This window comes from Deltaproteobacteria bacterium, from assembly GCA_020848905.1.
GTDB lineage: Bacteria > Myxococcota_A > Polyangia.
The window spans coordinates 41528-56507 of record JADLHG010000016.1; the positions used below are offsets into that span (position 1 = coordinate 41528).

The 14980-nt window shown below is 72.2% G+C and carries 6 protein-coding genes; 4 read left to right on the forward strand and 2 right to left on the reverse strand.

Annotated elements, in window-relative coordinates:
• The first annotated feature begins 362 nt into the window (after positions 1 to 362).
• From IT371_07275 to carB, 4 genes are all read left to right on the forward strand, one after another.
• Positions 363 to 965, forward strand: coding sequence for a fasciclin domain-containing protein (locus IT371_07275; GenBank protein MCC6747441.1), 603 nt, complete (start codon positions 363 to 365; stop codon positions 963 to 965).
• 35 nt (positions 966 to 1000) lie between these two features.
• Positions 1001 to 1780, forward strand: coding sequence for an NAD-dependent protein deacylase (locus tag IT371_07280; protein ID MCC6747442.1), 780 nt, complete (start codon positions 1001 to 1003; stop codon positions 1778 to 1780).
• 74 nt (positions 1781 to 1854) lie between these two features.
• The gene (gene carA / locus IT371_07285) at positions 1855 to 2958 is read left to right on the forward strand and encodes a glutamine-hydrolyzing carbamoyl-phosphate synthase small subunit (GenBank protein ID MCC6747443.1); all 1104 of its coding nucleotides are present in this window, start codon (positions 1855 to 1857) and stop codon (positions 2956 to 2958) included.
• The gene (carB, locus tag IT371_07290) at positions 2951 to 6160 is read left to right on the forward strand and encodes a carbamoyl-phosphate synthase large subunit (GenBank protein ID MCC6747444.1); all 3210 of its coding nucleotides are present in this window, start codon (positions 2951 to 2953) and stop codon (positions 6158 to 6160) included. Before carA ends, carB begins: the two co-directional genes overlap by 8 nt.
• Here the strand turns inward: carB and IT371_07295 are convergent.
• Entirely contained in the window at positions 6157 to 7089 is a 933-nt protein-coding gene (locus IT371_07295) for a Ppx/GppA family phosphatase (GenBank protein ID MCC6747445.1), read from the reverse strand. The genes carB and IT371_07295 overlap by 4 nt on opposite strands.
• A 3-nt stretch (positions 7090 to 7092) precedes the next feature.
• Positions 7093 to 14913 carry a hypothetical protein gene (locus IT371_07300; protein MCC6747446.1) on the reverse strand — a complete coding sequence of 2607 codons (7821 nt, stop codon included), beginning with the start codon at positions 14911 to 14913 and terminating at the stop codon, positions 7093 to 7095.
• Positions 14914 to 14980: the final 67 nt, after the last annotated feature.

Here is a 14980-nt window from a genome sequence, read left to right on the forward strand (position 1 = left end):
CCGGGCCTGGGGTGCGCGGGGAGCGGCGGTCGCTCTGGCACGGGTGGGACACCGGCGCAGGGTGCGCGCCCGGCAGGCGGGCCGTCTTGCGCCGCTCCGGGGATGACGGCGCTCCGGGCAGGAGCATTTTGGCCCGCCGCCGAAGCGAGAGGTCCGCTCCCTCCGGTCGCTGGCTGCGCGCCCCGCTTTCGCTCGGTTCTCGTCGGTGCGGAGGACCTGGCGGCGGTCTTCGTTGGGGGTACCGTGATGCGCTTCCCGACCTGGCTCGCTACGTGCTTGCGCCCTCGGATGGCAGGGCGGCGTGGCGGGATCCAGTTCGTGCGGAGCGATGGCGAATGCTCGCCTCAGAAAGGACATGCATCATGCAATGGGAACGGCGTAGCGCTTCAGCTGGTCGGGCGGTGAGAGGGGTCGTGTCGGTCGGGATCGTGGCGTTGCTCGCGAGCGCGTGCACGAAGACCGAGCCGACGGCGCCTGACAAGCCCGCGACCCCCAAAGAGGAGGTCGTGTCCACCAATCCGTCGGATCCCAACCCCCCGCCACTCGACCCGAAGAACATCGTCAGCATCGCCATCGCATCGAAGGACCATTCCACGCTCGTTACGGCGCTCAAGGCGGCGGACTACGTCACCGCCGTCGCGAACCCCGGACCGCTCACCGTCTTCGCGCCGACCAATGCGGCCTTCGACAAGCTCCCGAAGGGGACCGTCGAGGGGCTCCTCAAACCGGAGAAACAGGCCGACCTGAAGGAGATCGTCAAGTATCACGCGACCACCTCCGTCTACGAGACGGGCGACCTGAAGGACGGCCAGACCCTTGGCATGTCGAACGGCAAGAAGGTGACGATCAAGGTCAAGGATGGCAAGGTCACCGTCAATGACGCGAACATCGTGGCCTCGGTTCGGGCCTCCAACGGGGTCGTGCACATCATCGACGCGGTGCTGCTCCCGCCGGCGGCGAAGTAGCCGACCAGACCCTTCCCACGGCCAGGGGTGAGCCGATGCCTCGCCGCGTCGCGCTCCCCGGCCTCCTCGTGGAACGACTCGCGCACGCGCGAAGCGTGGGCGTCATCACCGGCGCCGGCGTGTCGGCCGAGTCCGGTATCCAGACCTACCGCGGGAGCGGCGGGCTCTACGACGACCCCGACGAGGGAGATCGGACCGTCGAGGCGCTGAGCCACCACACCCTGGTTCGCGATCCCGACCGGACCTGGCGCACGCTCGCCGACCTCGCGCGGAGGGCGGAGGGGGCCGAGCCGAACGCCGGGCATCGGGCCCTGGTGGAGATCGAGCGCCGCGTGGAGCGTTTCGCGCTTCTGACGCAGAACGTGGACGGCCTGCACCAGCGCGCGGGCAGCCGCAACGTGATCGACATCCACGGCACGATCTTCGACACGCGGTGCATGGGGTGCGACGCGCCGGGGCGTCTCGAGGAGCTCGGCGCGCTCGCGGCCGCTCCACGGTGCGCGCGGTGCGGCGCCATCCTTCGTCCCGACGTGGTGCTCTTCGGCGAGCTTCTCGACCCGGAGAAGCTCCGTCGCGTGCACGAGGCGTTCTACGTGCGGGTCCCCGAGGTCGTGATCGTCGCCGGGACGACCGCCCTCTTCCCGTACATCGGGGAGCCGGTGGTGCTCGCGCGCGAGGCCGGGGCCCTGACCGTGGAGGTGAACCCCGAGCCGACGGCGGTCTCCCAGGCCGCCCAGGTCGTCCTGCGCGCTCCCGCCGGGGAGGCGCTCCCGCTGCTGGCCGAGGCCCTATCGCGGGGGGCCGCCGGGGGGTAGTATCCGGGCCCGCGTGGCCGGGGTAGGCCACCGACTTGACAGGCCCAGCAGGCCATGAGACTTGGGCGGACCAAATGACCGCACGTCGCGCGTTGCTGATGCTCGAGGATGGCCGGGCCTTCCGGGGAAAGACGATTGGGGCGCCCGGGGAAGCTTTCGGTGAGCTGGTCTTCAACACCAGCATGACGGGGTATCAGGAGATCGCCACCGACCCGTCGTACTGCGGCCAGATCGTGGCCTTCACCTGCCCGCACATCGGCAACTACGGCGTGTGCGACGAGGACGCGCAGGCTTCGCGACCGGCGGCGCGCGGGATCGTGGTGCGAGACCTGTCGCCCATGGCCAGTAACTGGCGGGCCAGCGGAGTGCTCCACGAGTGGCTCGCGGAGCGGGGCGTGCCCGGCATTACCGAGGTGGACACGCGGGCGCTCACCCGCCACCTTCGCGAGAGGGGTGCCATGCGCGCGGGGATCTTCCCCGAGCCCCCGACGGAGGCGGAGGCGCTCCGACGCGTGCGCGCCACCCCGTCGCTCGAGGGACGAGACCTGGCCGCGGAGGTGACGACGGCCGAGCCCTACGTGGTGCGTCCCGAGGGGCGTCGGCACTTCAAGGTGGCCGTTCTCGACTTCGGGGTGAAGCGCGGCATCCTCCAGCACCTGCTCCGGCGCGGCATCGAGGTACACGTGCTCCCGGCTTCCACCACGGCGGCCGAGGTGTTGGCGCTCGCGCCGGACGGGGTGATGCTCTCGAACGGCCCCGGGGACCCGGCGGCCGTCCGACAGGGGATCGAGACGGCTCGGGGACTGCTCGACAAGCTGCCGATCCTCGGCATCTGTCTCGGGCACCAGCTCCTGGGCCTCGCACTCGGCGGCAAGACCTACAAGCTCCGCTTCGGCCACCACGGGGGCAACCATCCCGTGAAGGACCTGCGCACGGGCGAGGTCTGGATCACGGCCCACAACCACGGCTTCGCGGTGGACGACGCGTCGCTCTCCGGCCTGGAGCTCGAAGTGACCCACAAGAGCCTGTACGACGGCACGCACGAGGGCTTCGCGGTCCCCAAGCGGCGGGTCATGGCGGTGCAGTTTCACCCCGAAGGAGCGCCCGGTCCCTCGGACGCGGCGTCGATCTTCGACCGCTTCCGCACCATGATCGAGCTGGGGCCCCGCCATGCCTAAGCGGACCGACATCCAGAAGATCCTCGTGCTCGGCTCCGGGCCGATCGTGATCGGGCAGGCCTGCGAGTTCGACTACTCCGGCACGCAGGCGGCGCGCTCGCTGCGGGAGGAGGGCTACCAGGTGGTCCTGGTGAACTCGAATCCGGCGACGATCATGACCGACCCGGAGGTGGCCGACCGGACCTACGTCGAGCCGCTGACCGTGAGCGCGGTGGCGAAGATCATCGAGCGCGAGCGTCCGGACGCGCTGCTCCCCACCGTTGGAGGCCAGACGGCGCTGAACCTGGCGGTGAAGCTCGCCGAGGCCGGGATCCTCAAGGAGAGCGGCACGCGCCTCATCGGGGCCAAGCTCGACACCATTCGCGTGGCCGAGGACCGGCGTCTCTTTCGCGCCGCCATGGTGGCCGAGGGACTCGACGTGCCGCGCTCGTTCGTGGCCGCCTCGGTCGAGGCCGCGCTGCACCACGCGGCGGAGCTCGGCTACCCGCTCGTGGTGCGCCCGAGCTTCACCCTCGGGGGCGAGGGGGGCGGGCTGGCTTATAACGTGGAGGAGCTGCGCGCCGTGGTCGCCCGCGGCATCGAGGCCTCTCCCGTGGCCGAGGTGCTCGTCGAGGAGGGCGTCGTCGGCTGGAAGGAGTACGAGCTCGAGGTGATGCGAGACTGCCGCGACCGTTTCGTGGTGGTCTGCTCGATCGAGAACGTGGACCCCATGGGGGTGCACACGGGGGACTCGATCACCGTCGCACCGGCCATGACCCTCTCGGACGTCGAGCTGCAAAAGATGCGCGACCAGGCCCGGCGCGTGATCCGGCGGGTGGGGGTCGAGACCGGCGGCTCGAACATCCAGTTCGCCGTGGACCCGGCGACGGGGCGCATGGTGGTGATCGAGATGAACCCGCGCGTCTCGCGTTCGAGCGCGCTGGCCAGCAAGGCCACGGGCTTCCCCATCGCCAAGATCGCCGCGAAGCTCGCCGTCGGGATGACGCTCGACGAGGTGCGGAACGACATCACCAAGGAGACCCCGGCCAGCTTCGAGCCGTCGCTCGATTACGTGGTCGTGAAGGTGCCGCGCTTCGCCTTCAAGAAGTTTCCCGGCGTGCCGGAGGTGCTGGGCACGCAGATGCGCTCGGTGGGTGAGGTCATGGCCATCGGGCGGACCTTCCCCGAGGCGCTGCAGAAGGCGCTCCGCTCGCTCGAGATCGGGCGTTCGGGGCTCGGCGCCGACGGCAAGGACGAATACCAGGCCGACCGTGTGCGCGAGATGCTGGGCAAGCCCCACCCCGCGCGGCTCTTCTGGGTGCGCAGCGCCCTCGCCGCGGGGATGAGCGCCGACGAGGTCCACCGCCTGAGTCGCATCGATCCGTGGTTCCTCGATCAGATCGAGGGGATCATTGCCCTGGAGCGCGAGGTCGCGCGGGCCGAGAGGCCGCTCGGGGCCGACCTGCTGCGAACCGCCAAGCGGGCTGGCTTCTCCGACCGGCAGCTCGCCGTGCTCACCGAGTGCGATGAGAGCGAGCTCGTGGCGCACCGTCGAGCGCTCGGGGTCGTGCCCACCTACAAGCGCATCGACACTTGCGCGGCGGAGTTTGCCGCCAGCACTCCCTACTTCTACTCGACCTACGAGGACGAGGACGAGACGGAGCCCACGAGCCGGCGCAAGGTCATGATCCTGGGGGGCGGGCCGAACCGGATCGGTCAGGGGATCGAGTTCGACTGCTGCTGCGTCCACGCGGTGCGTGCGCTCGGCGACCTCGGCTACGAGACGATCATGGTCAACTGCAACCCCGAGACCGTGTCCACGGACTACGACATCTCGGACCGGCTCTACTTCGAGCCGCTCACGGTCGAGGACGTGCAGGAGATCGCGGCTCGCGAGCGGCCGGAGGGGCTGATCGTGCAGTTCGGCGGGGCGACCCCCCTGTCCCTGGCCGCCCCGCTTGCAGCCTCGGGGCTGAAGATCCTGGGGACGCAGCCGGACGCCATCGACCTGGCCGAGGACCGCGGGCGCTTCGGCGCGCTCCTCGACCGGCTGGAGATCGCGCGCCCCGACTACGGGACGGCCCGCAACCTGGTCGAGGCGCGCGAGGTCGCGGCGCAGATCGGCTACCCGGTGCTCGTGCGGCCATCGTACGTGCTCGGCGGGCAGGCCATGGCCATCTGCTACAGCGAGACGCGCCTGGCGCAGTACCTCGAGGAGGCCGTGCGCGTCTCCGAGGGGCGACCGATCCTCATCGACCGCGTCCTCGAGGACGCGTTCGAGGTGGACGTGGACGCCCTCGCCGACGGCGAGCAGGTGGTGATCTGCGGCATCATGGAGCACCTGGAGGAGGCGGGGATCCACTCCGGCGACTCCACCGCGGTACTCCCCACCTGGATGATCAAGCCCGAGCACCTGCATACCATCCGGCGGCAGACGAAGGCGCTCGGCCTGGCCCTCGGCGTGCGCGGGCTGATGAACGTGCAGTTCGCGATCTTCGAGGACAAGGTCTACGTCCTCGAGGTGAACCCGCGCGCGAGCCGGACCGTCCCCTTCCTATCGAAGGCGCTCGGGATCCCGTTCGCGAAGCTCGGGGCGCGGATCATGGTGGGGCAGACCTTGAAGGAGATCGGCCTCGTCGAGGAGCCGAAGCCGAAGGGCTTCGCGGTGAAGGTGCCGGTCTTCCCCTTCGACCGCTTCCCGGAGTTCAACCCGGTGCTCGGCCCCGAGATGCGCTCGACCGGAGAGGCCTACGGCCACGACGTGGACTTCGGCCTGGCCTTCGCGAAGGGGATGATGGCCGCCGGCCAGGCGCTGCCGGTCCACGGCACGGTCTTCGTCTCGGTCAACGACCGCGACAAGCCGAAGGTGGTGCCGATCGCGCGCGACTTCGCCGAGCTCGGCTTCCGGCTCATCGCCACGCGCGGGACCCACGACCTGCTCGAGGACGAGGGGCTGCCGGTCGAGCTCGTGAACAAGGTCAGCGAGGGGCGTCCGCACGGAGCGGATCGCATCCTGAACGGCGAGGTGGAGCTGGTGGTGAACACGCCGCTCGGAGACGCGTCGTTCTACGACGAGCACGCGCTGCGGCTGGCGGCGATCCGCCGGAAGGTGCCGCTGCTCTCCACGCTCTCGGCGGCGCGGGCGGCGGTGGAGGGGATCCGGGGGCTGCAGGAGAAGGTCCTGACCGTCGAGTCGCTGCAGCAGAACCACGCCGAGACCTAGATCTCAGGGGGCAGCAGCTCGGCGGCGCGTCCCCACCGGACGCCGCGGTCGGAGACGGTTACGGCGCTCAGTCCGAAGTGCTCCGCCACGGTCTTCACGATGAGCGCGCCGGCCACGATCACGTCGGCCCGCGCCGGCTCGAGGCCGATCACGCCGCGACGCTCGACGAGGGGGAGGGCGGCGAGGCGGTCGATGACGCCGGCCACCTGCTCGCGCGACAGCACGCACCCGTTCACCCGATCGGCGTCGTAGCGGGCGAGGCCGAGCTCTACCGTGGCCAGCGTGGTGACGGTGCCGGCCACGCCGATGAGACGCGCAGGGGGGGACGAGAAGGTCGCGGGCAGGGTCGCGAGCGAGCGCGCCACGTCGGCGGCCACGGCGCGGAGCTCGTCGGGGGTCGGGGGGTCGTGGCGGACGTGCCGCTCCGTCAGGCGCACGCTGCCGAGCTGCAGGCTCGTCAGGTCGAGGAGTCGGTCCGCCTCGGCGAGGATGAGCTCGGTCGAGCCCCCTCCGACGTCGAGCACCAGAGTGCGGTCGGGGAGCCCGCCGAAGGCGCTCCGCACGGCAGAGAGGACCAGCGAGGCCTCGCGCTCGCCGCTGATCACCTCCACCTCGCAGCCGAGAACGCGCTGCGCCGGGCCCAGGAACGCCGCCCCGTTCTGCGCGTCCCGGAGCGCCGCGGTGCCGAGCGCGGCGCGGCGCTCGACCCCGAGCTCGTCGAGGATGCGCGCGTAGTCGCCGACCGAGGCGAGGGTGCGCGCGATGGCCTCGGGAGCCAGGGAGCCCGTGCGGTCCACCCCCTGGCCGAGGCGCGTGATGCGGACCTCCTCTCGCACGGCGCGTAGAGGCCCGCCCGGGCCGCGCTCGGCGACCAGGAGGAGCACCGAGTTGGTACCGATGTCGATCGCCGCGGCCCGCGGGAGGGGCACCGCTTACGCTCCGTCCGCGACGCGCGAGGTGCGCATCAGCTCGCCGAAGGAGGGGGAGGCGGCGAAGCCGACCAGGTCTTGCAGCACGGCCGACGAGGCCACGTACTCGTCGAGCTCGTCCATGCGGGCCACGACGCGGGGGCGGGGGACCTCCGGCTCCTCGAGGCGCGAGACCACGCGGAAGGCCTGACGGAGGTCCGCGCCGGCGAGCAGGCCCGCGCGGCGCGCGGTGTGACAGACCCCGGACCAGTAGCTGCGTCCGAGGGCCAGCGGGTCCTGGCCTTGCAGCGAACCCAGCCATTCGGTCCAGCGCGCGAGCGTCCCTTCGACGGCGGTCTCCCGGATGCGAGTGGCCAGCTTGGTGGCCTGCTTGCCCGCCTCGCGGGTGAAGCCGAGCGCGAGCCAGAGCGCGGGGACGAGCTGGTCCCGCCCGTCGCGTGGGAGCGCGGCGATGGCCCGGTGCCCCGGTCGGCAGAGCTCGAGCGCGTAGGCGAAGAGAAACCCCACCTCCGCGTGGACGAGCTGCTGCATCACCTCCGTGCGCACGATCACGCTCGGCCCTTGCTCTCCGTTCACGATCGCCACGCTCTCCGGCTGCTCTTGCGTCCGATAGAGCGTGCAGCCCGCGAGCTGCATCGCGTCCGCCAGCGCGGCGAAGGACTTGCCGAGGGTCGTGGCGGTGCTGATGCCGATCGCCGCGCCGTCTCCGACGGAATCGACGGTGGCGATGCCGATGGGCTTCACGGCCGCCTCGACCTCCGCCAGCACGGCGCGCAGGGCGTCGTGCGCGGGGGTGTGCGAGAGGAGCGGGTGGCGCTCCGCGGACGACGAGAGCATGGGCGGCCGCTCGTACTCCTTGCGCATGGCCTGGACCACGGCCTTCAGGTCGGGGTCGATCTGGCTCACCCCGAGGAGCGGCGAGAGCAGGCACCAGGCCCACCGCTTCTCCTCGGAGAGGAGGAGCTTCGCGAGCTCGGTGACGCGATCGAACCACGGTGGGCCGAAGGCGACCAGCAGGCCGAGGGCGTCGCGGCGTTCGCGCACGCGCTCCGGGGGCGTGGCGTAGATGCGCTCGAGCTGCTCGAGCGCGCGACGGGTGGGAGAGGCCTCGACCGAGGCGCGAAGGTAGTGCTCGGCGCGATCCGGGTCGCCGAGCTGGAGGCTGCAGATGTCGGCCATGCGCAGGAGCGCCTGGCTGCGCTGCTCGGGGGTGCCGACGTCGCAGCTCGCCTCGAGCACCTGCAGGAGCTGCAGCCAGTCGCCGCGCCGCTCGAGCACCATGGTGAGCCCCTCGCGCGCCTCCTGGCGGCTCGGGTCGTAGCTCAACGCCATGTCGAAGGCCTCGATGGCCTCGTTCTCCCGCCCCTCGCGCGCGGCGAAGATCTCGCCCCGCACGAGCCAGAGCGTGGCGAGCTCGTCGGCGTCGGTGGCGGTGGGGAGCAGGCCGTCCACCACCTCGAGGCTCTGGTCGAGGCGCCCCGTGCGCTGGAAATGTCGGAGCGCCCGGTGCAGGAGGTCGCGCTCGCCGAGCCCCTCGGCGAGGGCCAGCTCGTAACACGCGCCGGCCTCGTGGGTGGCCTTGAGCCCGTCCTCCCAGAGCACGCCGATGCGGTGGTAGAGCCGCGCCCGGCCCGTGGCGTCCTGCATCACGGTCAGCGCGCGGATCTGATACTCGAGCGAGGCGGCCACGCGTCCGGCCTCGGCCTGCAGCGTCCCCATCGACATGAGGCAGTCGGCGTTCAGGGGCGTGCGTTGGAGCGATTGGCGGAAGTCCTCCATCGCCTGGTCGCGCTTCCCCATGCGGCGGAGGGTGCGGCCGCGACCGAAGTAGGCCACGACCTTCTGATCCTCGCCGAGGTCGGCGAGGTGGTGGACCAGGATGTCGTCGAGCAGGATGTGCGCCTCGTCGACCTGATCGCGGTCGATGAGGTAGTGCGCCATGGCCAGCGCCGCGGGGGCGTACCCCGGGACGAGCTCGTAGGCCTGGCGAACGAGCTGGACGTAGACCTCCTCGTGCCCGGCGGCCCGGGCGCTCGAGGCGAGCACGTAGAGCCTTTCGGTCTCCTCGCGGAGCCGCTCGGGGGAGAGGGCCTCGGTGCGCTGCAGGGCGTAGAGCCAGGAGCGACCGGCGCGGAAGACGCCTCCCGGGTCGGGGAGCCGTTCGAGCGCCGCGGCGAGGGCTTCCCAGGCCGCGGCGTGGTCCGGATTCACGGCCGTGGCGCGGAGGTACCACTCCACGGCGGAGGGGAGGTCCTGGTCGAGCGACGCGTCGCCGAGGGCCTTCAGGCGCACCGCGCGCTCGGACGGAGAGAGGTCCCGCTCGCCGTCGAGGGGCAGGAGCGCCGCGGCCGGCCGAAGGTTCTTCAGGCGGCGGCCGATCCCCTTGAGAGCCTCCATCGCGGGGACGTTCTCGGCGTCGGTGCCGCGTGCCTCCCGGTAGAAGGGGAGCATGCGTTCGTGCAGGCGAGGCGTCTCGTCGCAGAGCTCGGCCAGGTGGCAGAGCACGAGGGCGGCCTCGCGCGGGGGCAGGCGTCGGGCTTGCTCGAGGCGCAGCTCGAGGTAGCGATCCAGATCGTTGCGCCCGAGAGCCCGGCGCGCGAGCGCGAGGAGCGCGCCCTCCTCGCCCGGCACCTCTTTCAAGATGCGCTGCCAGGTGTTCTCGGCGCGGTCGGGCTCCGACAGGCTGAGGGCCTGTAGGCGGGCGACCTCGTGGAGGAGCGCCACCCGCTCGCTGGGCTGCGGGGTGTGGTGGAGCTGTTCCTCGAGGACGCCGCACACGTCGGCCCAGCGCGCATGGTTTCGCAGCAGGCGGGCCAGGCGGACCCTGACCGCGCGATCCGTCGGCCGGAGCGTGAGGACGAAGCGGTAGAGCGCCTCGCGTAGCTCGGGCTCCGCCTCGTCGAGGTGGTCCTTGCAGATGGTGAGCGCCTCGTCCAGGCTCGCCAGCTTCAGGGCCGGGTCGGAGGCCTGCTCGGCGCGGCGCTTGAGGAGCACCACGAGCTCCTTGAAGCGCTTCTCCTGGCGCAACAGACGGGCGAGCGGGGCGAAGCCGGGGCCGTCGGCGCCGGTCTCCTCCACCAGGGAGGTGAGGGTCTCGATCGCGCCCGCGCCGTCCTGGAGCTCGTCTTCCTGGAGGCTCGCGATCTCGAGGCGCAGCTCGAGGGCGCGCACGGCGGTCGCGCGACGGAGCTCCATGCGCAGCCAGCGCAGTCGGAGCCCGGGTTCGGTGATGGAGAGGACGAGCCCTTCGAGGCCGCGACGGGCGTCGCGCTGCTCGGGGTCGAGCTCGAGCACCTGCCCGTAGGCCTCGAGCGCGGCCTCGGCGTCGCGCAGGTGTTGCTCGGAGAGGTGCGCCACCTCGAGGAGCTTGGGGACGCGGTTCTGGTGCGCCGGCGCCAGGCGGACCCACTGGTGCAGGCGGTCTCGCAGGTCGCGCCACTCCTTGCGCTCGCGGTGCCAGTCGAGCATCACGTCGAGCGACCGCATCTCCTCGGGCTTCAGGTCCAGGATCCGGCGGTGGATGTCGATGGCCCGCGCGGGAGCGTGCAGCTTCTGTTCGTAGATCGCGGCGATGCGATGGAAGAGGTCGAGCTTCACGTCGCCGTCGGGGAGCCGCGCGGCCGCCTCGCGCAACGTGTGAGCGAGCGTCTCGTAGCGGTCGATCCGCGCGGCGAGCTGCTCGAGCTTGCCCGGCAGGTCGGGGGCGACGGGGTTGCGCCAGAAGGCCTCGGAGTAGAGCGCGAAGCTGCGCTCCACGTCGCCGAGCTTCTGCTCGTAGAGCCCGGCGAGCTGACCGAGCTGGTCCGTGGGGGCCTCGTCGCCCTGCGCCAGGAGCGCCGCCTCGAGCTGCGGCAGCGCCCACTCCCAGCCGCCGAGCGCCTCCGCGTCCTCGGTGAGGAGGCGCAGCAGCTCGCCGTCGTCGGCCCGGATGCGGAACCGTCGCCAGAGGTGATCGAAGGCGGTGCCGCGGCTCTGCAGCTTCTGTCGCGCCACGCGGTCGCGGCGGGCCAGGAGCTCGAGCCGGTCACGATCCGAGTTGGTGCGGTCCCAGAGCTCGGCGAAGGTCGCGTCGAGCTGCGTCCAGAGCTGGTGGTCCGCGGCGAGGCGGTCGAGCTCGGTGAGGGGCTCCCAGTCGACCGCGTCGAGCTCGAGGAGGCGCCGGTACTCGTGGAAGGCGCGGATCGGGTCGCGCAGGTCCAGCTCGCAGATGGCGGCCCGCTCGCGGATCGCCTCCTTGCGTTGATGCAGCGGGAACTCCGGGGTGGCTAGCCGGTCGAGGACCCCGAGGAGGTCCTCGTGGCGTCGCGTGCTGCGGGCCAGGCGGCGGAGCTCGTCGAGACTCTCGGGGGCGGTCGCCGGCCCGAGGAGCGCCGCCTGCGCGGCGACGTAGGCGCGCCCCGGACCGTCGAGCTTCTGCTCGCAGAGCCAGGAGAGCTCCTGCAGGAGCTCCGCGCGCTCCACCGAGGAGGGCTGCTGGCAACCGAGCTGCGTAATGACCGCGGCCATCTCGGGCCAGAGACTCGGCTCGGCGTCGGCCTCGGTCTTGAGCTCCTCGATCACCTCGCGGTTCGCCGGGCCGAGAAAGAGGATGCGGCGGAGGAGCCAGAAGCGCGCGGTGTGGTCCTCGAGCGGCAAGAGCCCGAGGCAGGTGCGCAGGAGCTCGATGCGGCGAGCCGTGTCGAGCGTCAGCACGCTCGCGTGCTCGAGCGCGCCGATGGCCTTGCCCGTCTGGTTGTTCTGGCGGTAGAGACGTACCAGCGCCTCGAGCGCCGCGCCGTTCACCGGATCCCAGCGCAGCACGCGCTCGTACGCCGCGGCCGCGGCCCGGCCGGCCTTCTCCTGCTCCCAGAGGCGTCCCACCTGCAGCGTGAGCTGCGTCCGCGCCACCGGGTCGTCGGTGCTCTCGATCTGCTGCTCGAGGGCGGCGACGAGCTCCCGGCGCTGGTCGAGCGCCTGGTAGTGCCTCGCGAGGGCCTTGAGGGCCTGGAGGTCCTGCGGCGCGTAGTCGAGGACGCGCCGCCAGGCCTCGACCGAGCGCGGGGGCTCCTGGAAGTGCTCGTCGAGGTTCTCGGCGGCGATCCGGCAAAGGCTCTCCGCGCGTTCGCGGTCTTGCGTGAGCCAGATCTGACGGAGCAGGGCCGAGTTCAGCGCCTCGTAGGCGCCGCGCCGGCGGTGGAGCGCGATCAGCTCCTCGCGCACGAGCAGGTCGCTCGGGTCGAGGCCGAGGATCTCCTTCCAGCACCCCTCCGCGCGCTCGTCGTCCCCCATGCGCTGCGAGTAGTGATGCCCGAGGCGGCGCAGGAGCTCGATGCGTCGGCGGAGCTCCTTCGTCAGGGCGAGCTGCCCCTCGAGAGCGCGGGCGATGCCGCGGGCGTCGCCGAGCGCCTCGTAGATGCGGGCCAGCGCGTCGAACGAGGGGAGGTGCTCCGGATCGATGGTGACGCGCCTCTCCCAGAGGCGCACGGCCTGCGGCAGATCCTTGAGCTCGGTCTCGGCGAGCTGCGCGGCCTCGGCGAGGATCTGGGCCCGCTCGTCATCGTCGTCGGTGGAATCGGCCTTGGCCACGAGCAGCGCGAGGAGGTCGGCGTACTTCCCCGAGCGAATGAGGAACTCGCGCTTGCGGCTCGTCCCCTCGTGGTCCGCGGGGTCGGCCTCCAGGATGCGGTCGTAGGCCTCCACGGCCTGCGCCAGCCGCCCCGCCTGCCAGAGCGAATCGGCGACGAGCCGCAGGAGGTCCATCGCCGCCGCGGGCGGCACCTGCTCCGCCGCCGCGCGCTTGCCGAGGCGTTCGAGCGAGCCCCAGTCCTTGCGCTGGGCGTAGACGCGCGCGAGCTGCAGCGTCGCGATCGGGTCCTGCGGGCTCTGCTCGACGATCTGCTCGAGAACGCGACTCGCCTCGTCGGGGAGGCGCTGCGCCGAGAGCTTCACCTCCGCTAGCTGGCGCAGCACCACCAGCCGCGCCGCGCCCTGCAGGCGGTCGGCCTGTTGCTGGAGGAAGCTCGCCATGTCGGCCCAGCGGCCGGCCTGCCGGTAGAGCCCCGCGAGCGCGCGGCTCGCCTCGTCGATCGCGTCCCCGAGCTGCCAGAGGTGCTCCCAGGCCTTGATCGCCAGCTCCACCTGGCCGATGCGTTCGGTGGCGAGCGACGCCGACCGGCGGGTCCACTCCAGGCGATCGTTGGGATCCCAGGTGGCCTCCACGGCGGACTGATAGAGGTCGTAGATCGCCTCCCACGCCCCCTGTCGCTGGTAGCGATCCGTCAGGTAGTCGAGTGCCTCGGCGCTGGCCGGGTCGTCCTTGGCCAGCGCGGCGAAGGCCTGCTCGGCGCGGAGCTCGTCGGCCAGCCGGTCGCGGTACATGCGCGCGAGGTCGAGAAGCAGCGCGGTGCGGGTGGTCCCCGTCGCGTACTCCGCGCGCACGAGGGTGTGCCCGGTGACGGCCGCGAGCCGTCGCCACTCGCCCATGCGCGCGAGCCGCTGCGTGACGGTCTTGAAGACCTGATAGTCGCCGAGCCAGCTCTCCTCTCCCTCGAGGAGGGTCTGGTCGAGCGGTAGCGGCTCGATGGCGGGCCGGGCGTCGGGGCCGGCGGAGGCCTCCGAGGCGGAGGAGACGGCGGTGCGCACCTCGCGCGTGGTGGGCTTGGGGCGGGGCGGCGCGATCGCCGCCTGGATCGAGAGCGACGAGAGGGGGGGGACGCGCGGCTTGTCCTGCGCCGGGGCCGAAGGAGCGAACGTCGTGGGCGCGGAGGGGGCTCCCGTGACCGAGGTCGGTGGACGCCCGGCCGGGGGGGGCGTCGCCGTGGTGCGGAGCGGACCCGCCGGCGCGGGCGGCGCGGCCGAGCCGACCGCGCGCGTGCCGGCCGTCGGGGCCGTGGGCGACGGCGCGGACGTGGATGCCGACGCGGGCGGCGCCGCGACGGGCGACGGGGGAGCGGGGACCGGCGGAGCGCCCGTGCCCGGTTCCGTGGTGACCGTGCCGATGCCGCGGGCCGTGGGGCGCTGCGTGCCGCGCTCCTCGAGTTCGTCCGTCGCCGTCACGGCGAGTCGGGAGAGGGCCTCGTGGCTCGCTACCGGGGTCGCAAGCTCCTCGGGCTCGCCGGTGGCAGCGGGCTCCTCGAGGAGCTCGCCCCAGGAGCCCAGGTCGCGCAGCGCATCGGTCTGACGTCCGGCGCCGGGCGACGGACGCTCGGCGGAGAGCGCGGCCATCCCCGCCGTCGGTACGCTGTGCGCGAGCGGGGGGAAGGCGTCGGGCATTGCCTCGGGCTCGCTGAGCTCCACGTCCACCGAGACCGAGGCGAACGGGTCGGAGAGCCCCTCGTCGGCGCCCTCCGTTTCGGCGCCCTCCACGTCGTCGGGGCCGAGCGCGGCGTAGGGTTCGGTGGTCATGGGCGACGCGACCTCGCCCATCGGCGGGCGCGGTGGCGGTTCGGTGGTGAGGAACTCGCCCGAGGCCGAGGTGAAGACCGCGGGCACCGAGGGCTCGCGCCGGGCGGAGAGCTCCTCGTCGAGGGGCGCGCCGAAGTCGAGGTCCCCCGGCGGACCAAAGAGGTCGTCAGCCGGGTTCGCCGCGTCCTGCTCGAGGGTCACCTCGTGCGGCGCCTCCTCGGCGTCCAGGCGGTCCAGGTTCCAGAGCGAGGCCGTGCTCGGCAGCTCGGTCTCCCCCTGGGGGAGCTCGAACCCCTCGGGGGGCGTGCGGTCCGCGAAGGTGTCGTCCTCCCGCACCAGGGAGTCGAACTGCTCCCCCCAGCCCTGCAGGTCATCCTCTTTCCTCGGGGTCTTTCCGCTGGGTCCACCACCCGGCCCCGGGCGGGGTCGATCACCGGCCATGCGCGCTCCTCTGGGGGACGAAGATTTGTTTTTCGCGATCTTAGTCCCAGAGCGCAGTCGGGTCGAG